21 protein-coding genes and 1 riboswitch are annotated in these 21299 nt (G+C 65.1%); of the genes, 16 read left to right on the plus strand and 5 right to left on the minus strand.

Going from position 1 to position 21299, the window contains the following annotated elements; translation table 11 throughout:
• Positions 1–13: 13 nt before the first annotated feature.
• The 9 genes from glmM to M2337_RS10555 all read left to right on the plus strand — a co-directional run bounded on the left by glmM (position 14) and on the right by M2337_RS10555 (position 8314).
• Complete coding sequence (gene glmM, locus M2337_RS10515) at positions 14–1366, plus strand: phosphoglucosamine mutase (RefSeq protein WP_181559536.1); 1353 nt, start codon at positions 14–16, stop codon at positions 1364–1366.
• Complete coding sequence (locus M2337_RS10520) at positions 1359–1583, plus strand: DUF1272 domain-containing protein (protein ID WP_181559537.1); 225 nt, start codon at positions 1359–1361, stop codon at positions 1581–1583. The genes glmM and M2337_RS10520 overlap by 8 nt, the downstream gene beginning before the upstream one ends.
• Positions 1584–1673: 90 nt before the next feature.
• Complete coding sequence (locus tag M2337_RS10525) at positions 1674–1997, plus strand: TraR/DksA family transcriptional regulator (RefSeq protein ID WP_264570186.1); 324 nt, start codon at positions 1674–1676, stop codon at positions 1995–1997.
• 52 nt (positions 1998–2049) lie between these two features.
• A complete protein-coding gene (thiD, locus tag M2337_RS10530) occupies positions 2050–3171 on the plus strand; it encodes a bifunctional hydroxymethylpyrimidine kinase/phosphomethylpyrimidine kinase (RefSeq protein ID WP_264570187.1) in 1122 nt (373 codons plus the stop codon).
• On the plus strand, positions 3168–3749 hold the full coding sequence (locus tag M2337_RS10535) for a ribonuclease HII (protein ID WP_264570188.1): 582 nt from the start codon (positions 3168–3170) through the stop codon (positions 3747–3749). The genes thiD and M2337_RS10535 overlap by 4 nt, the downstream gene beginning before the upstream one ends.
• Before the next feature lie 37 nt (positions 3750–3786).
• Positions 3787–3972, plus strand: a riboswitch (yybP-ykoY riboswitch).
• A gap of 3 nt (positions 3973–3975) precedes the next feature.
• Positions 3976–4545 (plus strand): TMEM165/GDT1 family protein, encoded by a 570-nt coding sequence (locus tag M2337_RS10540; protein WP_264570189.1) that lies wholly within the window; start codon positions 3976–3978, stop codon positions 4543–4545.
• A gap of 238 nt (positions 4546–4783) precedes the next feature.
• Entirely contained in the window at positions 4784–5923 is a 1140-nt protein-coding gene (locus M2337_RS10545; protein ID WP_319799433.1) for a site-specific DNA-methyltransferase, read from the plus strand.
• A gap of 114 nt (positions 5924–6037) precedes the next feature.
• Positions 6038–7180 (plus strand): dihydropteroate synthase, encoded by a 1143-nt coding sequence (gene folP, locus M2337_RS10550; protein WP_264572239.1) that lies wholly within the window; start codon positions 6038–6040, stop codon positions 7178–7180.
• 36 nt (positions 7181–7216) lie between these two features.
• Positions 7217–8314, plus strand: a complete 1098-nt coding sequence (locus M2337_RS10555; RefSeq protein WP_319799434.1) for a Gfo/Idh/MocA family oxidoreductase — start codon at positions 7217–7219, stop codon at positions 8312–8314.
• A 15-nt stretch (positions 8315–8329) separates the two neighbouring features.
• Here M2337_RS10555 and M2337_RS10560 read toward each other — a convergent pair whose 3' ends face one another.
• The 3 genes from M2337_RS10560 to M2337_RS10570 form a co-directional block, all read right to left on the minus strand.
• The gene (locus tag M2337_RS10560) at positions 8330–8935 is read right to left on the minus strand and encodes a TadE/TadG family type IV pilus assembly protein (protein ID WP_264570190.1); all 606 of its coding nucleotides are present in this window, start codon (positions 8933–8935) and stop codon (positions 8330–8332) included.
• A gap of 95 nt (positions 8936–9030) precedes the next feature.
• Positions 9031–9693, minus strand: a complete 663-nt coding sequence (locus tag M2337_RS10565) for a TadE/TadG family type IV pilus assembly protein (protein WP_264570191.1) — start codon at positions 9691–9693, stop codon at positions 9031–9033.
• 1 nt (position 9694) lies between these two features.
• Complete coding sequence (locus M2337_RS10570) at positions 9695–11884, minus strand: Tad domain-containing protein (RefSeq protein ID WP_264570192.1); 2190 nt, start codon at positions 11882–11884, stop codon at positions 9695–9697.
• A 145-nt stretch (positions 11885–12029) separates the two neighbouring features.
• Between M2337_RS10570 and M2337_RS10575 the strand changes: the two genes are divergently transcribed.
• Positions 12030–12701 carry a hypothetical protein gene (locus tag M2337_RS10575; RefSeq protein ID WP_264570193.1) on the plus strand — a complete coding sequence of 224 codons (672 nt, stop codon included), beginning with the start codon at positions 12030–12032 and terminating at the stop codon, positions 12699–12701.
• 21 nt (positions 12702–12722) lie between these two features.
• Entirely contained in the window at positions 12723–13205 is a 483-nt protein-coding gene (locus M2337_RS10580) for an EF-hand domain-containing protein (protein WP_264570194.1), read from the plus strand.
• A gap of 66 nt (positions 13206–13271) precedes the next feature.
• Here the strand turns inward: M2337_RS10580 and M2337_RS10585 are convergent, their stop codons facing one another.
• Both M2337_RS10585 and M2337_RS10590 read right to left on the minus strand, forming a co-directional pair.
• Positions 13272–14621 carry a neutral/alkaline non-lysosomal ceramidase N-terminal domain-containing protein gene (locus M2337_RS10585; protein WP_264570195.1) on the minus strand — a complete coding sequence of 450 codons (1350 nt, stop codon included), beginning with the start codon at positions 14619–14621 and terminating at the stop codon, positions 13272–13274.
• Between the two features lie 131 nt (positions 14622–14752).
• Entirely contained in the window at positions 14753–16381 is a 1629-nt protein-coding gene (locus M2337_RS10590) for a GMC family oxidoreductase (protein ID WP_264570196.1), read from the minus strand.
• Positions 16382–16444: 63 nt separating this feature from the next.
• On the opposite strand from M2337_RS10590, the gene M2337_RS10595 reads away from it, so the two are divergent.
• The 5 genes from M2337_RS10595 to egtD all read left to right on the plus strand — a co-directional run bounded on the left by M2337_RS10595 (position 16445) and on the right by egtD (position 21184).
• The gene (locus tag M2337_RS10595; RefSeq protein WP_264570197.1) at positions 16445–17875 is read left to right on the plus strand and encodes an aldehyde dehydrogenase family protein; all 1431 of its coding nucleotides are present in this window, start codon (positions 16445–16447) and stop codon (positions 17873–17875) included.
• Between the two features lie 13 nt (positions 17876–17888).
• Positions 17889–18563 carry a 4-carboxy-4-hydroxy-2-oxoadipate aldolase/oxaloacetate decarboxylase gene (gene ligK / locus M2337_RS10600; RefSeq protein WP_319799460.1) on the plus strand — a complete coding sequence of 225 codons (675 nt, stop codon included), beginning with the start codon at positions 17889–17891 and terminating at the stop codon, positions 18561–18563.
• An 86-nt stretch (positions 18564–18649) separates the two neighbouring features.
• A complete protein-coding gene (locus M2337_RS10605) occupies positions 18650–18916 on the plus strand; it encodes a DUF2171 domain-containing protein (RefSeq protein ID WP_181559551.1) in 267 nt (88 codons plus the stop codon).
• Position 18917: 1 nt separating this feature from the next.
• Positions 18918–20192 carry an ergothioneine biosynthesis protein EgtB gene (gene egtB, locus M2337_RS10610; RefSeq protein ID WP_264570199.1) on the plus strand — a complete coding sequence of 425 codons (1275 nt, stop codon included), beginning with the start codon at positions 18918–18920 and terminating at the stop codon, positions 20190–20192.
• A 2-nt stretch (positions 20193–20194) separates the two neighbouring features.
• A complete protein-coding gene (gene egtD, locus M2337_RS10615) occupies positions 20195–21184 on the plus strand; it encodes an L-histidine N(alpha)-methyltransferase (RefSeq protein WP_413716195.1) in 990 nt (329 codons plus the stop codon).
• Positions 21185–21299: the final 115 nt, after the last annotated feature.

Below are 21299 nucleotides of genomic sequence, written 5' to 3' on the forward strand. Positions count from 1 at the left end.
CTAAGCACCAGCGATGACCAGACGCTTCTTCGGCACGGATGGCATCCGGGGCCGCACCAACCAGTCCACGATGACGGCCGAAATGGCCATGCGGGTGGGCATGGCCGCCGGCCGCCACTTCATGCGCGGCAGTCATCGCCACCGCGTGGTGATTGGCAAGGATACGCGGCTTTCCGGCTATATGATCGAGAATGCGCTGGTCGCGGGCTTCACCAGCGTCGGCATGGATGTCGTGCAGTTCGGCCCGATCCCGACGCCTGCCGTGGCGATGCTGGCGGCATCGATGCGCGCCGATCTTGGCGTGATGATCTCGGCCAGCCACAATCCTTATTATGACAATGGCATCAAGCTGTTCGGGCCGGATGGATACAAGCTCTCCGACGCCGATGAACTGAAGATCGAGGCGCTGATCGAGGGCGGCGAGATACCGCTGGCTCCGTCCGAAGGCATCGGGCGCGCGCGGCGGGTCGAGGATGGGCGGGGGCGCTACATCCACTTCGTCAAATCGACCTTCCCGCAGCATCTGCGGCTCGATGGGCTCAAGGTCGCGCTCGATTGTGCCAATGGCGCCGCCTACAACACCGCGCCCTACACCTTCTGGGAGCTGGGTGCTGAGCTGGTCCAGATCGGCGTGACGCCCAACGGCACCAACATCAACGATGGCTGCGGCTCGACCGCGCCGCTGCTGCTGCAGGAGACGGTCGTGGCATCTGGCGCCGATATCGGCATCGCGCTCGATGGCGATGCCGACCGCCTGATCGTGGTGGATGAGACTGGCACCATCGTGGATGGCGACCAGATCATGGCGCTGATCGGCACGAGCTGGGCGCGGCAGGGCATGCTCAAGGGCGAGGGGGTCGTCGCCACGGTCATGTCCAACCTGGGGCTGGAGCGAAAGCTCGCTAGCGAGGGCATTCCCCTCATCCGCACCAAGGTCGGTGACCGTTATGTGCTGGAGGAGATGAAGGCGCGTGGCTGCAATGTCGGCGGCGAGCAGTCCGGCCACATGATCCTCTCCGATTATGCGACGACGGGCGACGGCACCATTGCCGCGCTCCAGGTACTCGCCGCGCTCGTGCAGAGCGGCAAGCCGGCCAGCGCCCTGCTGCGCCAGTTCGAGCCGGTTCCGCAATTGCTCAAGAATGTCCGCTTTGCCGGCGGCAAGCCGCTGGAGGCGCAGAGCGTCCAGGCCGTGATCGCGCAGGCGGAAGCGGAGCTGGAAGGGGTGGGGCGTCTCGTCATTCGGCCGTCCGGCACCGAGCCGGTGATCCGCGTGATGGCCGAAGGGGACGATGGCGATCAGGTCGTCCGCGTGGTCGACCGCATCTGCGATGCCGTGGCAAGCGCGGCGGCCGCCCATGCTTGAGATGCGCCCGGATTGCGAGCGCTGCGGCGCCGATCTCCCCGCCGATGCGGGTGGTGCCTTCATCTGCTCGTTCGAATGCACCTTTTGCGCCGAATGCGCCGAGGATCTGGACGATCGCTGCCCCAATTGCGGGGGCGAGCTGCTGGACCGGCCGAGCCGGACGGGCGACGCGCTCAAGCGGAACCCGGCTTCGACGGAGCGCCGCTTCAAGGGCTGAGCGCCCGCGCGACCTGTTTGATCTGGCGCATGGATTGGCGCGCATCACCGCCTAGACTGGCATCAAGCAGTCGGACGGAGAGGTGTGACCATGGACATGATGGACGCAAAAGCACGGCTTCTGGCCATGCGCGATGATCTGAAAGCCCGGCAAAAGCGGCTTGCGGTCGATCTGGACGAACCGCTGAATGCCGATTCAGCTGAACAGGCAAGCGAAGTGCAGGATGATCGCGCACTGGAGCAGCAGTTCGCGCTGGTGGCGCGCGAGATCGGCTCGGTCAATCGTGCGCTCGCGCGGATCGAGGCCGGCGCTTACGGCGCCTGCGTGCTGTGCGGCGAGCCCATCGCACCGGCGCGTCTGGCGGCGCGGCCGGAGGCATCGCTGTGCATCGCCTGCGCCCGCAAGGAACAGTGAGGCACAGCGCCAGCGGCTCGACTTCCGCGCCGGCAAGGGGCAAAAGCGCCTCATGAGCTATCCTCGAATCCTGATCATCGCCGGCTCGGACTCCGGCGGCGGCGCCGGCATCCAGGCGGACGTCAAGACCGTCACCATGCTGGGTGGCCACGCCATGACCGCGATCACCGCGATCACCGCGCAAAATACGCTGGGCGTGCAGGCCGTGCATCCCGTGCCGACGGACATGGTGCTGGCGCAGATCGACAGCGTGGTCAGCGACATCGGCGTGGACGCCGTGAAGATCGGCATGATCGGCTCCGCGGAGACGGCGCTGGCGGTCGCCGACCGACTTGAGAGCATCGGCGCGCCGGTGGTGCTCGATCCGGTGATGGTCGCGACGAGCGGCGGCGTGCTGGCGGACGCCGCCACCATCGAGAGCTTGCACGAGCTGATGGGCTGGGCGTTCGTCACGACGCCGAATCTCCCCGAACTGGAGGCGCTTGGCGGCGAGGCGGACCTGACTGCGCGGGGCGAGATGCTGCTCATCAAGGGCGGCCACGCGCCCGGCGAGATCATCACCGACCGGCTTGTCGGTTCGGAAGGCGAAATCGCCCGTTGGGAAGGGGCACGCATCCATACCGAGGATACCCATGGCACCGGCTGCACCCTGGCCAGCGCCATCGCGACCGGGCTGGGGCAGGGGCTCGATCTGCCGGAAGCGATCGCTCGGGCGCGCCTGTTCGTGCGACTGGCGTTGCGCACTGCGCCCGGCCTCGGTCGCGGGCATGGTCCGATGGCGCATGGCGCGGTGCGGCTCGATATGGGACCGAGCGGCCGGCTCAATCAGATATCCGTGCCGGTCAGCGACTATGCCGCCTCCCGCGATTTCTACGAGGATCTGGGCCTGACCCTGATCGTGGACAGCCCGGATCAGCCCTATGCCCGGTTCGAGGCGCCGGGCGGCGCGACGCTGTCTCTCCATGGCCAGCAGCATGGCGTCTATCTGGAATGCGACGATCTCGATGCCCGGGTGACCGCTTTGATCTCGGCCGGCCTCGTCTTCGATAATGAGCCGGTGGATCAGGCATGGGGCTGGCGCGAGGCCTGGCTGGTCGATCCGGCCGGCAACCGCGTCTGCCTTTATTCGGCGGGCGAGAACCGGCGCTATCCGCCCTGGCGGGTCGAGGGATGATCGCGGGGGTCGACGAGGCCGGGCGCGGGCCACTGGCCGGGCCGGTGGTCGCGGCGGCGGTGGTTCTCTGCAAGCCGCGCCCGTCCGGCTTGGATGACAGCAAGAAGCTGAGCGCCGCCAAGCGCGCGGGTCTGGAAGCGACGATCAAGCGCCGCTGCCACTGGGCGGTCGGCGTGGTGGACGTCGCCGAGATCGACCGGCTCAACATCTTCGGCGCGACGATGCTGGCGATGACGCTCGCGGTCGAGGGGCTGTGCGCCCGCCTGGGATGCGATCCGCGCGAGGTGCTGGTGGACGGCAATCTTACGCCGCATGGCCGGCGCCCCGAGTGGCGCTGGTCGGCGCGGGCGATCGTCGGGGGGGACGCATTGGAGCCCTGCATTTCCGCCGCGTCGATCATCGCCAAGGAGCATCGCGACGCGCTGATGCGGGAAGCTGCGCGGGATCATCCGCATTATGGCTGGGAGCGGAACAAGGGCTATGGCACTGCCGATCACCTTGCCGCCCTGCGCCAGCATGGCCCGAGCCCGCTTCACCGCCGCAGCTTCGCACCGGTCGCGCAACTGGCCTTTCTGTAGGGCGCCTGTTGACGGGAGACGGCCTAGCGCCTAAGGCGCTGGGGTCATCTGGGGAGTAGCCAGCTGCCGGTTTCCGGCAGGCCTGCCCGTCAACATACTCGGTCGAGAGGCCGTGGCGGCAGGGAATCCAAGCATTCCGGCGAGACCAATGACATCGAGCTTCCGTCCAGGCCGGGCGGGAGGCGCGGTGTCATTGTTTGTCTTGTTGCCCGGCTGAGGATTTTTCATGGAAGCCCTGTTTACCTCAACCGCCGTCGTCGCGCTCGCCGAAATCGGCGACAAGACGCAATTGCTGGCCATCCTGCTCGCCACCCGGTTCAAGAAGCCGGTGCCGATCATCCTCGGCATTCTCGCGGCGACGCTGGCCAACCACTTTCTGGCAGCCCTGCTCGGCGCAAGCGTGGCGTCCATCTTTCAGCAAAACTGGTTCCACTATCTGGTCGCGGGCGGCTTCCTCGCCATGGCGATCTGGACGCTGATCCCCGACAAGATCGACGATCTGGAGGACAAGCCGGCCCGCTTCGGCGCGTTCGTCACCACCACGATCGCCTTCTTCCTGGTGGAGATGGGCGACAAGACGCAGATCGCGACCGTCGCGCTTGGCGCCCAGTTCCATCAGGTGGGCCTCGTGACGATGGGCACCACTCTGGGCATGCTGATCGCCAATGTCCCGGCAGTGTTTCTCGGGCACGAACTGCTCCGCCGCGTGCCGCTCAAGGTGGTGCGCATCGTGGCGGCCAGCCTGTTCGCGGTCATCGGCCTGTGGTTGCTGATCCAGGGACCGGGCAGCCTCTGAAAATCGATAACGCCGGAGGCTCGGTTAAAATATTTTTCGGCCTATCGCGGCCCTGAGTCTTCGGCGCAACACCACAACATGTTGAGTCCTGCCTGAATCGCAGGACTCCATCCCTCGTGTGGGACTCGTTTCGTTCTCATTTTCGGCGCGGATTCTTCGCGTGACTCCAGTCCGTTACCGCTCTTGACGGTGGACTCGTCGTGACTCACACCGGGCGCACAAACGGGGGTGAGACGACATGAGCGTGATGGAAAAACTGACGAAGCGACCGGCGCGCGCAAAGGTCCTGCCGGCCAACACGCCGCCGATCCTGCCACTCGACACGCTGCTGCAGGGCGACTGCATCGCCATCATGCGCACGCTGCCGACGGCAAGCGTGGACATGATCTTCGCCGATCCGCCGTACAATCTCCAGCTCGGCGGCGATCTGTTTCGGCCCGAGGGCGGGCGCGTGGATGCCGTCGACGACGCCTGGGACCAGTTCGACAGCTATGCCGCTTATGATGCCTTCTGCCGCGAGTGGCTGGCCGAAGCGCGCCGCATCCTCAAGCCCGACGGCACGATCTGGGTAATCGGCAGCTATCACAATATCTTTCGCGTCGGCGCGCTGATGCAGGATCACGGCTTTTGGATCCTCAACGATATCGTGTGGCGCAAGGCCAACCCCATGCCCAATTTCAAGGGCACGCGCTTTACCAATGCGCATGAAACGATGATCTGGGCGAGCCAGGGCGAGAAGGCGAAATACACCTTCAATTATCGCGCGATGAAGACGCTGAACGACGAGTTGCAGATGCGCTCGGACTGGGTGCTGCCGATCTGCGCCGGGCAGGAACGCCTCAAGCGCGGCGGCACCAAGGCCCACCCCACCCAGAAGCCGGAGGCGCTGCTGTACCGCGTGCTGCTCTCCTGCACCAACAAGGGCGATGTGGTGCTCGATCCCTTCTTCGGCACCGGCACAACCGGCGCCGTGGCCCGCCGCCTGGGGCGCCGCTGGATCGGCATCGAACGTGAAGACAGTTATTGCGAGGTCGCGCGGGAGCGTATTGCTGCAGCGCTCCCGCTCGATGAGAGCGCGCTGACCATCATGCAATCCCCCAAGAGCCAGCCGCGCGTGGCGTTCGGCACACTGGTAGAGACCGGCATGATCGCACCCGGCACGGTGCTCACCGCCAGCAAGGGACGCTTCAAGGCGCATGTCCGCGCCGATGGCTCGCTGGAGTGCAAGGGCCAGACCGGCTCGATCCACAAGATGGGCGCCACGCTGCAGGGCGCGCCAAGCTGCAATGGCTGGACCTTCTGGCAGATCGAGCACGAAGGCGCCGTGAAGCCGCTCGATGCCATGCGCCAGCTTTACCTGCTCGCGACGGAGCCATAAGGCACCGTCGTTGGGGCCCGGACGGCGCGCTCCCACCGCGGGTCCGGGCTCCTGCTTCCGCTTTTCTGTCGGGCAAGCTAAGGCGCGCGGGATGCAAAAGGATATCGCCCGATGATGATGGAAACCCCGCCGCCGGACGCCCGCCTCTATCTGTGCCCGATCTGGTTCATCGACACGCCTGTCGGGCTGGACACGCATGAATTCCGCAGGCTCGCCGGTGGATTGATCTGGTTCCAGGGCCTCGAGGTCCGTTGGGCGGGCGCGGAAGGCGCCGCCGGCAAGGCCATCGTCCCCGTTGCCATGTTTGAGGACTGGCAAAGCCGCCTGAGCGATGCGCAGGCTGAGCGGATCGCAGCGCAAATGCAGGGGCTGACGGCGCCTCGCGCACCGTTGACGCTGGGCGAGCGCGTCATTCGCTTCGATACGCCGCAGGTCATGGGCATCCTCAACATGACGCCGGACAGTTTCTCGGATGGCGGCAAGCTCATCGGCGATGCCGAGCGCGCCGCCGATGCCGGCTTTGCGATGCAGCTGGTCGGCGCCTCGATCGTCGACGTCGGTGGTGAGTCCACCCGACCGGGCGCCGCGACCGTGTGGGAAGGCGACGAGATCGCCCGGACCGTGCCGGTGATCGAACGACTGGCCAGGAACGGCATCGTCGTCTCCATCGATACACGCAAGGCGGCGGTGATGGAGGCCGCGCTCGCGGCCGGCGCCGGCATCGTTAATGATGTGACCGGCCTCACCCACGATCCGCGCGGGCTTGAGGTGGTGGCGAAGGCGGGGTGCCCCGTCATCCTGATGCACAGCCCGTCCGCCGGCGACGATCCGCACGGCGGCGCGGTCAAGTACAAGGCCGGTGCCGTTGCCGGCCCGACGGTGGACATGGCCGTGTTCGACTGGCTGGAGGCGCGGGTCGCTGCCTGCCTCGATGCCGGCATCGCGCGGAGCAAGATCATCCTCGATCCCGGTGTCGGCTTCGGCAAGGCGTTGCAGGACGACACGCGAATTATCAACAATCTGGCCATGTATCAGGCGCTCGGCGTGCCGCTGCTGTTCGGCGCCAGCCGCAAGCGCATTGTCGGCGCGCTGACCGACGGTGCGCCGGTCGAGGAGCGGCTCGGCGGCTCGGTCGCCTTGGCGCAGGTCGCGATCGGGCAGGGCGCGCAGATCGTACGGGTGCATGATGTGCAGGAGAGCGTGCAGGCCGCCCGCGTGTGGCGCGGCTTGCGGGATGCCGCCTTGGTTGCTGCCTGATCGCTGGGGTAGCGTTCCGATGCAGAAACGCCCGTCATGCTGAACATGGCCATGATTGGCGGGGGCGGGCTTCTGTCCATCGGCCAGACCCACCGGATCGCGGCGGAGGCGACCGGTCAGATCAGGCTGGTTGCGGGCGTGTTTTCCTCCGACCCGGCGCGATCCCGGCAGGCGGGCCTTGCCTATGGCATCGATCCCGCCCGTGCCTATGCGGATGTCTCCGCCTTGCTGGCGGGCGAGCGGGACCGGGTGGATGGCGCCGATTTCGCGACCATCGTCACGCCCAATCATCTCCATTACCCGGCTGCCGTGGCCGCCCTTGAGGCCGGCCTTGCCGTGATGAGCGACAAGCCCATGACCGCGCGGCTCGATGAAGCCCGCAGGCTTGCCGCGCTTGTGAAGGAGACGGGCCGCCCCTTTGCGGTCAGCTATCCTTATGGTGGCTTTGCCGCCGTGCGCGCCGCCCGCGCGATGATCGCCGAGGGAGAGTTGGGCGCGATCCGCAAGGTCAGCGCGACCTATGCGCAGGGCTGGCTGGCGAGCGCAGCCAGGGATGCGCAGGCGGCCTGGCGTGTAGACCCCGCGCGCTCCGGAGTAGGCGGCTGCATCGCGGACATCGGCGTCCACGCCTTCCATCTCGCCGAGTTCGTCTCCGGCCTGCATGTAAGCCGGATCATGGCCGACCTTGGCAGCGTCGTCCCGGGGCGCACGCTGGACGATGACTGCGCCGTGCTCCTGCGGTTCGAGAACGACGCCCGCGGGACCATAATGGCCTCGCAGATCGAGGCGGGGGAGGGCAACCGGCTGCGCCTGCGCTGCGATGGGGAGGCCGCCAGTCTGGTCTGGACACTCGATGATCCGCATGCCCTTACGCTGCATCCGATCGACGGTGCCAGCCTTCGGCTCGCTTTCGGCGAGGACGAGCCTGAAATCGCCTGTCCGCCGGGCGTCCGCCATGCCGAGGGTTATATGGCGGCCTTCGCCACCCTCTATCGCGATTTCGCGGCGGTTCTTCATGGCAATGCGGCGCCTTCGCTGCCCGGCGTGCAGGAGGGGTTGCGCGGCGTGGCCTTCATCGAGACGGCCGTTGCCGCCTCTCGGGCCCAAAACGCATGGGTGGATCTGGCGCTCTAGACCCGCGCCATCACCTCAGCTGCTGCAGGTCGAAGCGGTGACGCCTTCATTATTGTAGACGCCCGTGCCGCCATTGCCATTATAGTCGCGGTCGTCGCGCACGGTCATGGCGGCAGTATCGACGATGACGGTCGTCGGCACGATGCTCGCCGAAATGAGCGGCGTATAATCATAGGCCACTTCAACGAAGATGACCGCGCCGCCATCGGGCGCCGTCACCTGCTTGCCGGTTTCGCCCATCGCCGGCAGATCGGTGTCGCCCTGCACGCCATGGGTCGAAGCCCAGCTTTTGGCGCCGAAGCAACGCTGCCAGTGAATGTGGAATTTTTTGGGTTCGGGATTGGGATTGGCGACTGGCTCCAGGCTCGAGATGATGATCCGCCCATTGGTAGCAAGATCGAGCGCGCCGGACTGCATATTGGCGCCGATCAGCAGATCGTTGATCTGCGCTTCGCTGATCTGCGGCGCGGTGAGCAGGCTGTTGGTGCCGATGCGGGAGGCATTATCGGCAACATGCAGGGCGATCTGGCTCACCTGCATCCGCGTGATCGCAAAATTGGTGAGTTCCGCGCCGGCGAGGAACATCCCAAGGATCACCGGAGCCGTGAGTGCGAATTCCACGGCGGCTACACCGCTCTGGGCGTGCCCTACACGCGCGACGTTGCCAAGCCGAACACCGCAGAGCGCGCTTTTGCGCTTGAGGAGCCTCACCGCACTCATGAGCAATACCGCACGGTCGGCGTGCCATCGGTGCCCTGGTCGCCATAGGGCTGGTTTGAGAGCACGGTCCTGGCCACGACATGCGTGGTCCCATGCCCGCCGATCAGTCTGTCGATCGGGAACAGGCGCGGATAGGAGACCGTCACCGTGAACACGACATTGTCACGCGCGCCCGCGGCGTTGATGGCATTGCCACCGTCGGCATCCCAAACGCCGTTGTTATTGTTGTCCACAAACGGCTCGCCGCCGTCACAAACGCCATTCTTGTTGGGGCCGCTGGCACTGTCCGTAAAGGGTTCGGCCTGGGCAGCGGCGGCTTGCGAAAAGCTGCGATAAAAGCGCCGCTGGACCGAAACCTCCGCGTCATTATGCAGCTGCTTGATCTGGCTTTCCACGACGGCATCGATCGCATCGCGCGAGGTGGCATTTGTGCCGGCGGATGTCTCCAGCGTGCCGTCCCGCGCGGCCTTCTGCACGGCGCCCTGCACCACGCTCTGCATGTAGAGCGTGTGCCCAACATCCAGAGCGCCCAGCAGCATGATGAGGAAACCCGGCAGAATGAGCGCGAACTCGATGATCGTCACGCCCTCCTGCGCCCGCGCGAAACGGCGCAGGACAGGCAGGGCGCGTGCGCCGAACAGATGAGGCGCGCGCCTCATCTCAGTTGGTCAGCCTCAGATCGGCGATTTCGGACGCGATCTGCTTGAAATTGCTGATCAGCGTCGGTGTATCGTCCGCCTTGAAATATTTGCCGGGCGTCGCGCAATTCTCCAGCCGTGTTTCCGTCGTGCTGTCCACGCCGCCTCCATAGGAGACCACCCACAAGGTGATGTTCCGGTTGCGGATCGCGGTACACAGCGCGACAAGCCGGCTGTTGAGAATGTTGGTGAGCTGCGTGTCATTCGGCGCATAGGTTGTCTGGCGCCGGTCCCACCAGGGAATGCCATAAGCAGTGTAGTTGGTGCGGTCAGTCATTGTCGCGCCATCAGTCATGAAAATGATGTGCCGCTGGATGGCGCCGCCGGTGGGCGTCTCTCTGTTTTCATCAGCAAAGATACCGGTGGGCGAAATAAACCGGGCACCCCAAATCATCCCGATGTCGTGATAGGTATTGCCGATGGCGCGCAAGGAGTTGACGTAGGTTTCGAAACCACCGGGCGTGTACCAGGTCTGTAGTTTTTTCGCTTCGGTCGAGCAGTAATAGGTGAAGGCATTCTTCGCGGGATTAGAAGGCGTTAGCCCCGAGGGGTCGACATTGTTTCGGGTCCAGTTATAGTCAGGGTTCGTTCCGGTGTAGCGGGCCCATGCGGCACCCGGCAGCATGGGTTTCCACTGAGTTTCCGGGTCGGACGGATCAGGTATCGCATCGATGTCCATGTCGCGAGCGCCCGCGGGAATGGTATTCCACTCATCACTGGGGTCGCCGTCACTATTTAGGACTGTGCTACGCTCTTCGATGCACCCGTCCCACCCCACCTCGGCATTTGCCGGAAAATAAAGCGGCGTGTCGCTAGTAGAGCCGGACAATTTGACTGTCGGCCCGGCGCGGGTGGTCAACGGCAGCGCCACGCTATTGTTCCAGCTTGCGCCGCCGGCCTTCAGCCCGGAGACATCGAACGAGACCTGTTTGTACCGCCAGCCAAATATGCGCTGGTAATCTGTCCAGCTGATCTGGCGTGTGCCAGTTGTCGTCCTCGACCGAGTGTAGGTGCGCGCACTGCTGCTCTGCAGGCGGCAACTGCTGTTTGACCACGCATAGCGATACGCGACGACGGTGTGATTATCATTCTGTTGGTACGTTCGCGTCTGTTGAGTGGCCGGATACGTGGGTGCTGCATAGTCTGAGACCGTGGCGGCTTGCAGGCTGCCGTTGTCCGTGTACGTTAAAATGGTGCCGTTGGTGTTAAGGTTCGTGCAGTTTGAAGAGGTCCGGTCTGTTCGATTGTTGCTGTAGGACGTACCGTTAATTGTGGTTGAGCCATTATTGCCGAGGTTAGTCCCCCAAGAATAGCTGCTGGCCGTGTTCAGATTGGTTGGCGCGCTCGACCAACTGCCCCAGCTGCCCATGGCCTCCCCGCTTGCCTGCCATGCATAGACCGTTTCCATTCGGGGTTCGCGTGACTGATAGGACCAGTTGTTGGCGATCCAGTCATTGTTCAGTAGCTTGCCCACATTCACGTTCACCGAATAGGGCATGAATCCCAAGCGGATTTGCGCCGTGCCGGTATAAGTGGTTGCGGAAGGGTCGTTCCCGCAGACCTCGGTCGTGTTTACGCGGAGCAGAGCTTCGTAAAAGCATTTGACGGCGCTCTTCAACCCAACAAGGCGGGCATTGGTTGCCGGGCTATTGTTATTGTTGCCGCCCGGGCACCAGCTTCCATCTGCTGGGCAGTTCATCGATCCAGTAACGTCCAGCACGAACATCACGTCGGTATTCGGAATTTCCATCTTGGCGGTGCAGGTTACGTGCATGGTGCGCTCGGTGATGCCGAAGATGCGCATGATGGTCATGGGCACGGAGACGTCCGCAAAGCCGGTGACCTCGCCGTCATCCTCAGAGAAATCGTGGTCGAGCAAGGTCGTGCCGTAGGCGCCGTCCGTGAAATTGGCGTTGAACAGTTCGAGCGCGCGGCTGCGGGTGCTGGTGCTGCCTTCTTCGGTCCAGCTTCCCGATCCCATCGCGCGGCGACCGGCCAGCACGCCGGCGTCACAAGCCTGTTGCAGTCGCGTCTTTGTGAGGTAGAGACGGCTCATGTCCACGCCGCCGCCAATCAGCCCCGCCAGCGGAATGAGTGCCGCTGCCGAGATTGCGATAACGTTGCCGCGCACGTCGCGGCCAAGCCTGGTCATGAAGCTTGCGCCTGCCCGGTTGCGCATTCCTGTCCTCACTGCCCTTGAAGCCACCCATCCGGCGAACGATTGCACCGCCACCGGCCCGATCCTCGCCTTATTCAGAAGTGGTGGACAAATGCCTAATTCGGTTGGTTGATCGTTGGTGAATGCGCCGCCTACCGCGCTCGGTGCCGATCACGAGCCCGCCCCGTTGCAGCGCCTGTTGCTCGCGCACGCGCCTGCAGCGGAGCGCTCATGGCATGCGCTGTGCTGGCAATTGGACGCCCGGTTGGCCGAGCTGATCCGTCGGCGGGCCGATCCGACGATCGCCGCCATTCGCCTTGCCTGGTGGGATGCCGTGTTGGTGGAACGGGATGACGCCAAGGGGCGCGGCGAGCCTCTGGTCGATGCCTGGCGCCAGCAAGCGGACGCCGGTGCCAGCACGGCGGCAGAACGGCTGATCGACGGATGGCGCGTGCTTGCCTCGCCCGATCCTCTCAGCGACGAGGATTTGCTGGACTATGCGCTGGCTCGTGGCGGGGGGCTGTTTGCGCTGCTGGCCGGAGGAGAGAGCGAGGCGGCCAATCGGCTCGGCGCGCTCTGGGCCTTGTGGGATCTGGCCGGTCACGCCAGCGAGGAGGCTCTTGGGCGCCGGAGCCTCACGCTTGCCTCGGATTTTCTGCCTCGGGATGCACGATCAGCCCGCAGTCTGCCGCGCCCCCTGCGTTTGCTCGCCGCTGTTGCCATGCCGGACGTCCGCGCCGCCCGGCTGCCATCGCGCGGCTTCACGCCCCGCCAGTACAGCCGCTTGCTGATCGCCGCCCTGCGCGGTTAATCTCCCTGCGGGGGGCCTGCGATGGGGCGATTCTTTGCCGGTGTACTTTCCGCGCTGCTGTTCGTCGCGGCGGGGCTGTTCTGGTGGCAGTCCGCCGTGGATGCGGACATGCAGCCGCGCGTCGCCAATGGTGGCCTGCGCGCAGAAGCGCCGCCCTTGCCCGGGCCGGGCGATCCCAATGCACGCGGGGCGCCGCCGCCCGACGTCCCGGAAGCCACAGAGCGCACCCGCGAGCAGAAGCGCTTCGACCGCTATGATCGCAATCGCGATGGCGTGGTGACGCGACTGGAAATGATGGCAAGCCGAACGAGCGCGTTCCGAAAGCTGGATAAGGACGGCAACAACCTCCTCTCGTTCGAGGAGTGGGCCGTGGCGACATCGACCCGGTTTGCCGGAGCGGATGCAAACCGCGATGGCCGGCTGGTCCCAGTCGAATTCGCGACGACTGCACCCCGGCCCAGCGCGACGCGCGCGGGGCCGGTTTGCAAGTGTGAAGAGGATTGAGCCGAAGAGGATTGAGCCGAAGCGGATTGGGCCGGAGGCGGGAAGGGGGCCGTAGCCCCCTTGGCCTTACTTGGCGGCGTCAGTCTGCTCGACCAGATCGAGCAGGCCGTTGACGATGCCACTTTCCGCGCAGCCGGGCTTCAGGCGCGAGGACACCACCTCGAAGGTATATTGGCCAAAAGCCGCATCGTTCGGGATGTAGCCCGATGGGCCAAAGCCGTTGGTCAGCGTCGCCATCATGGTGCGGCGCGAGGGCGCCTGTGCCTTGAAGCTGGTCGCGACGGGATTGAACACCTCGCCATTCACGCCGCCGATGAAAACATCGCCGATCTTCAGCATGCTGAGGTGAATGGGGATGTCTGCCGCGTCGACATAGGTGCCGGCATAGCCTGCGCGGCCCTTGTCGGTGCGCTCGCGACCGGGGCACACCAAGGTCTTGCTGGCGCCGGCGATGCCGTTCACCTTCTCGGGCCGTTCGAGGCGCAGGCGCATCGTCTGCAGCACTTCCTCACCGAGCATCTGGCCCATGGACTGGGCCATCTGCTTTTGCTGCTCCATCAGCTTGGCGACCTGCGGGTTCTTGCGGTCCATGCCGACACCACCGGGCGGCATGGCATTGCTGATGTCCTCACCGCGCTTGGCATAATCGGCGATGCGGATGGCGCGCAGATCGTAGGTCTGCTGGAAGAAGATGGGGTTCTGGTCACCCGCGGCACCCTCGGACCACACCGCCACCACATCATCACCCATCGCATTTTCGATGTAGCGGGAGGCGGCGCCGGGCAGATCGCCGCTCACCAGATCGAGATTGCCGGTGAGCACGGCATGGACCGCATAGTTATAGTAGACGGCGACCGGCTTTCCGGCCGCATTCTCGAAGCGCAGCACGGCCACGGTCTTGTCGGACGGGCCATCGACATTGGGGCCTTCCCACCAACGGCGGTTGTCCGGGTCGATGATGTTGCGGTTCACGTTGATGTAGGATTTGCCTTCCCCGAAGGCGACCTTGCCCGGCTGCATCTTGCCGACCGCTTCGCGCACCGCCTGGACGATCTGGTCCTCCAGCTTGGGGTGCGGACCCCAGGGCACGCTGTGCGTATGGGTCGCGGTGAGCATGACGCGCTCCGGCGCGATGCCGAGATCGCTGCTCAGGCGAGCGGTGACGCCGCTCCACAGGTCCGTCGGGATTGCACCCACATCCACCGTCACGAGCGCAGCGCGCTCGCCATTGCTCTCCAGCGCGATCGCGCGCACGTAGATGGGGTCGAGAACGCCGGTATAGGGTTCTTTCAGACTCTTGGCGGCCGGGGTCCAGTCGACCTTGGCGGCGCCGACTTTCAGTTCTGCCTGAGCGGGCGCAGCGAGCGCCGTGCCCATGGCCAGCATGGCGGCGCCGGCGATTAAAAATCTCTTCATTTCAAAGCCTCCTCATCCTCGTGCGGCTGCGGCGAGTCTCGCATCCAGCGGGTCGATGGGTGGGAGGGGTAGCGAAGCGAGGCGGGCAGGGCCAGTAAAAATGCAATCGATTGCCGTGAGAACCTCCTCCCTCAGCAGGACTGCGGCGGGGCGATGCCCAGGATCAGGTCAGCAGCCTTTTCCGCGATCATGATCACCGGCGCATTGGTATTGCCGCCCACGATGCGGGGCATGACAGAGGCGTCGGCCACGCGCAGGCCTTCGATGCCCCGGACCCGCAAGCTCGGGTCGACCACCGCCTGCTCATCGGTGCCCATGGCGCAAGTCGAGGAGGCATGATGGGCGAGCACGCTGCTGCGGCGGTTGTACGCGTCGATCTCCGCATCGCTCTGCACGCCACTGCCCGGCATGATCTCACTTCCGGCAAGGTTGCGCAGGGGCGCAGCGGCGAAGAACTCGCGCAACATACGCACCGCCCGGCGCATCGTCACCAGATCCCGTTCGTCCTCATACATGTTGATCCGGATCTCGGGCGCGTCCCCCGGGTTGGGCGAGCGCAGGCGCACGCTGCCCCGGCTTTCAGGCCTCAGCAACACGGCGAACGCGCTCATGGCATGGCCGGCGCCCTTGCGGATACCGGGAAACCAGACGCGGGCATCGAGCCGGGTGGGGTAGATATTGGCCTTGATATCCGGCCGCGCCAGTCCGGGCTTGGTCGGCATGAAGCCAAAGGCGGTGACCGGCAATTGCGTCGCCCGGTTCCCCAGGCCGAGGAAAAAGCGTCCCACGTTCAACAGCAGCCGGTCGAAGCGCAGATTGCTCTCGAAGCCGATGGGCTCGGTCAGCGTGTAGCCAATTCCGGTGAGGGGATGCTCCTGAAGATTGCAGCCAACCCCGGGCAAGTCGGCGACGACATCGATGCCGAGCGCGCGCAAGTCGTCCGCCGGGCCGATCCCGGAGAGCATCAGCAATTGTGGCGAGTTGTAGGTGCCAGCGCACAATATGACCTCGCGTCGCGCGCGCAGCAAAGTCGGGCGGCCTTTGTCGATGATCTCGACGCCCACCGCGCGCCCGGCCTCGATGACGATCCGGGTGACCGTGCAGCCCGTCCGAATGGCCAGATTGGGCCGGTGCGCGACGGGATGCAGGAACTGCCGCGCACTGCTGGCGCGGCGGCCCTTGTCCACCGTCACTTCCGGCGGCGCGAAGCCGTGACCGCTATTGGGTCCATGCTGATCGTCGAGGATGGGATGGCCAAGGGCGCGCGCGGTCTGCATCACCGCATCATGCAAAGGCCCAGTCGTCTCGACCGGGCTGACCGTCAGTGGCCCCTCGACGCCATGATCCGCGCTGTCGCCGCGCCAGCTCCGTTCGGAGCGCCGGAAATAGGGGAGCACCTCGTCCCAACTCCAGCCGGTGGCGCCGAGTGCCGACCATTCATCATAGTCTGCTGGATGGCCGCGCGCGTAGACCATGCCGTTGATCGAGGAGGTGCCACCCAACACCTTGCCGCGCGGCAGCCACAGGCGCCGGCCATCCAGCCCCGGCTCGGGCTCGCTCCAATAGGGCCAGGTCAGGAACGGCATGAATTGCAGCTTCATGAAAGCGAAGGGCATGCGGATCAGCGGGTGGCGATCGCGCCCGCCCGCCTCCAGCAGAAGAACCCGGTTTTCCGGCGCGGCCGACAGGCGGTTGGCGAGGACGCATCCCGCCGACCCCGCGCCGATGATGATATAATCTGCGCTTTCCGATTGCGGCACCGGCGCCTCTCTGAAATAGTATATTCTCGTGCTATACAATCCTCACGCCAAGGTGTCACGACTTTGAATGCTCCGCTGTATCAGGATCGTCTCTTCATCGGCGGCGCATGGGTCGAACCGCACGGCCGGGACATCGTCGAGGTTCGGTCTCCGGCGGATGGAACGCTGCTCGGGCGCGCGGCGCTCGGCGATGCGGTCGACGCAGATCGAGCCGTCGCAGCAGCCCGGCAAGCGTTCGCCTCATGGTCGCAGAGCAGCATCGCGGAAAGGCTCGACGTGCTCGCCCGGATGCGCGGCGCCTTCGATGTGCTGGCACCCGCGTTTGAGGATCACCTCATGCGGGAGATCGGCCTGACGCGCATGGTCGCGCAGGGGCAGAGCATGATGTGCCGGGCGCATTTCGATAGCATGACGGAGATTCTCGCGCGCTATCCCTTCGCCCGGACGATGCCCGGCGGCTTCGAGATCGTGCGGGAACCGATTGGCGTGGTGGTGGCAATCACCAGCTGGAATGCGCCGGTCAACCAGATGCTGTGCAAGGCCGTGCCGGCGATCGCTGCGGGATGCACGGTGATTGTCAAGCCGAGCGAACATGCGCCATTGTGCGGCGGCCTGCTCGCGGAGGCGATGGCACAGGCGGACCTGCCGCCCGGCCTGTTCAATCTCGTCAACGGTCGCGGCGCGGATTGCGGGCAGCGCCTCGCCGCGCATCCCGATGTAGACATGATCTCGATCACCGGATCGGTGGCGAGCGGCGCGGCGGTCGCGGCGGCGGCCGCACCGACGATCAAGCGGGTGCATCAGGAATTGGGCGGGAAGGGCGCCAATATCCTGCTGCCGGAAGCTGATTTTGCGGCGGTCGTCCCGCGCAGCGTGGCGGCGTGCATGATGGTGGCAGGGCAAGTCTGCGCCGCGCCGACCCGGCTGATCGTCCCGGCCGACCGGTTCGAGGAGGTTGCCGCGCTTGCCGTGGCCGCCGCGCAGGGCCTTGTCGTGGGGCCGCCTGATGATCCCGCGACGAGCTTCGGCCCGCTGATGAACGCGGCGCAGTTCGATCGGGTGCAGGGCCTGATCCGGCAGGCGATCGATGGCGGGCAGCCGCTATTGACCGGCGGCCTTGGACGACCAGACCATCTGCCGACCGGCTATTACGCCAGGCCGACCATTTTCGGCCCAGTCGCGCCGGATGCCGCCATCGCCACGCAGGAAATCTTCGGCCCGGTCCTGTGCATCCTCACCTATCGGAATGTTGACGAGGCCATCGAAATCGCCAATGCCACCGACTTCGGCCTCGCCGCCTATGTGCAGTCGGCTGATCCCGCGTCGGCGCGGGCCGTCGCAGCCCGTGTGCGGGCAGGCTATGTGTCGATCAACTTTCCGCCATGGACGGCGGCGGCGCCGTTCGGGGGATACAGAAGGTCCGGCAATGGCCGGCAATATGGTGTCTGGGGACTGGAAGAGTTTCTGGAGACCAAGACAATCATCGCAAGCTGAGAGGGCAGGAGCAATCATGGGTGTGGTCGTACAGAATATCGAACGTGCTGATCCTGAGGTGATTGACGGTTTGGCGGCGTGCGGTGTTGCGACGGTTCATGAGGCGCAGGGACGCACGGGTTTACTGGCCAGCTATATGCGGCCGATTTATGCCGGCGCGCGGATCGCGGGCAGTGCAGTGACGATCAGCGCGCCTCCGGGTGACAATTGGATGGTGCATGTCGCCATCGAGCAGTTGAAGGCCGGCGACATCCTGCTGCTGGCCCCGACCAGCTCCTGCGAGGATGGCTATTTCGGCGATCTGCTGGCGACCTCGGCGCAGGCGCGGGGGTGCCGCGGCCTGATCATTGATGCCGGCGTGCGCGATGTGCGCGACCTCACCGAGATGAACTTCCCGGTCTGGTCCAAGGCCGTCTATGCGCAGGGCACGGTCAAGAACACCCTGGGCAGCGTGAACATCCCGGTGGTCTGCGCCAACGCGCTGGTCAATCCCGGGGATGTGATTGTCGCTGATGATGACGGCGTGTGCGTCGTCCCCCGCGCCAACGCCGCCAAGGTGCTGGAAGCATCGCGGGCCCGTGAGGCGAACGAGGCTGGCAAGCGTACGCGCCTTGCAGCCGGAGAGTTCAGTCTAGACGTATTCGATCTGCGCCAGCGGATCATGGACGCCGGGTTGCGCTACGTCTGAGCCAAAGATTCGCTCGGATCGGGCTGCATCCAATATCGGCCTTGCGCGTTAGGCTATCGGGTTTCCGATCAAGCGTGGAGGCAATTGTGGCCGATCTCAGCAACGTCAAAGAGCATATGTCCATCATCGGCGCGGATGGCGTGCATATCGGCACGGTCGACCATGTCGAGGGTGACCGCATCAAGATGACGCGCGCGGACAGCGGTTCGCATGGTAAGCACCACCATTATCTGTCGGGCGGGCTCGTCGCAGAGGTGGAAGGCGACAAGGTGCGCTTGTCCGCAACCGGAGCAGCGGCCCTGCTGTTCGAAGAGGAGCAGGACGGGAAGCCGATCGCGGACATGAATCCCTGAGATGGCGAGCCGCGCGCAGGTCGCCGAGGCATGTTCTGCAGACCTGGCCGACCGCTTCCAATCCGTCCGCTCGCTTTCTGTCGATCTGGCGGCGCCGCTGAGCGATGCCGACGCGACGGTGCAGTCGATGCCCGACGCGTCGCCGGCCAAGTGGCACCTCGCCCATACGACCTGGTTTTTCGAAACCTTCCTGCTGCGCGACCATGTGCCGGGCTATGTCGCGCATGACGATCGCTGGGCCTATCTCTTCAACAGCTATTATGAAGCGGAGGGGCCGCGACACCCGCGTCCGCACCGCGGCCTGCTCACGCGCCCGACGCTTGCGGAAATCCGCGATTATCGGGCGCGGGTCGATGAGGCGGTCCTGAACGCGATGCCTCGGCTCGCGGCGGTTTGCCCGGACTTGCTCACCCTCGGCCTCCATCATGAGCAGCAGCATCAGGAACTGATGCTGACCGATCTCAAGCATCTGTTTTCGTGCAACCCGCTCGATGTCGCCCTGTGGCCAGCACAACCGAGAGGACATAGCGAGGCGCCGGCCGTGCGTTGGATCGAGCGGCCGAGCGGCCTTGTCGAGGTCGGTCATGCAGATGGCGCTGGCACCTTCGCCTTCGACAATGAGCAGCCGCGTCATCCCCATTATCTCGCGCCCCATGCGCTCGCCAATCGACCGGTCAGCAATGGCGAGTGGCGCGCGTTTATGGAGGATGGCGGTTATCGCACGGCATCCCTGTGGCTGTCCGACGGCTGGGACTGGCTCAATCGTGAGAGGATCGGCCATCCGCTGTACTGGCGGGAGTCGGATGGCGCCTGGGAGCAGTTCAGTCTTTCGGGCTGGCAGGCCGTGGATGATGCCGATCCCGTCACGCATATCAGCTTCTACGAGGCCGATGCCTTTGCGAGCTGGTCCGGCGCGCGCCTGCCCACCGAGCAGGAACTGGAAGCGGCGGCGCAGGGTGCCGATCCTCACGCTGGTATCCAGCTTGACCGGCCGGGACCGGTCGCGCCGCGATGCCCGGAAGACGGGCCAGGCCTTCTCTCGCTGTTCGGCAATGTCTGGGAATGGACCGGTTCGGCCTATCGACCCTATCCCGGCTTTCGTACCGCCGAGGGCGCGGTCGGCGAATATAATGGCAAGTTCATGAGCAGCCAGTTCGTGCTGAAGGGCGGGAGTTGCGCCACGCCGCGCGGCCATATGCGCGCCTCGTACCGGAATTTCTTTCACCCCCATCAGCGCTGGCAGTTCACCGGACTGCGGCTCGCAAAGGACTGCTGACCATGGCGACGATGCCCAAACTCGATCTGCTGGACCGATGCGCACCGGATGAAGGCACCAGTGCATTTTGCGAGGACGTCCTGTCGGGCCTGTCGCAGCGGCAAAAGGCCATCCCGGCGCGCTGGTTTTACGATCTTGTCGGCTCGGAACTGTTCGAGGATATCACGCGGCTGCCCGAATATTACCCGACCCGCACGGAAGTCGGCTTGCTCAAGGCCCATTGCGGCGATGTCGCAGGCCTGATCGGGGAGGGGCGGGTCGTTGTGGAGTTCGGCTCCGGCAGTTCGCTCAAGACCCCGCATCTGCTGCGGCAGGTCAGTCCTTCCGCTTATGTGCCGATCGACATTTCCGGGGAATTTCTCCTCCAGTCCAATGCCGATCTCGCACAATTGCTGCCGGACCTGCCGATCTATCCGGTCGAAGCCGACTTCACCAAAGCCGTGGCGCTGCCCTCCGCGCTGCGGGGCAGTGCGATGCTCGGCTTCTTTCCGGGCTCCACCATCGGCAATCTCGCGCCCTTCGCCGCGACGGACCTTCTGCGCTCGATGCGCGACACGCTCGGCCATGGCTCGTGGCTGCTCATCGGCATCGACCGGGTGAAGCCAATCGATCGCCTGATCGCCGCTTATGACGACGCGCAAGGCGTGACCGCGCAATTCAACCTCAATCTCCTGCACCGGATCAACCGGGAGCTGGGCGCCGACATTCCGGTGGACGATTTCCGCCATGTCGCCCGCTGGAACCCCTCCGCGAGCCGGATCGAAATGCATCTGGAGGCGCAGCGGGACGTCGCGTTCCAGGTCGAGGACCGCCTGTTCTTCATGCGCGATGGGGAAACCATCCATACTGAGAACAGCCACAAATATACTGAACAGTCCGCTCGCGCTCTGCTTTCAGCCGGTGGCTGGACCCCCCGACAGGTTTGGACAGACGCCCGGGAGGACTTCCTCCTGATCCTCGCCGAGGCTGAGACGATTCCCCTCGCTCCCTGACCTCGCTGGGGGGTCTGGTGCTCAGAAACCGCCATCCGAGTGGACTTTTTCAACGCAACACGCCGGTTTTGTGACGGATATGTCACACCTCGCCAATGAGGCAGTTAACTCGCGC

The organism is Sphingobium sp. B2D3A, from assembly GCF_025961795.1.
Taxonomy (GTDB): Bacteria; Pseudomonadota; Alphaproteobacteria; order Sphingomonadales; family Sphingomonadaceae; genus Sphingobium.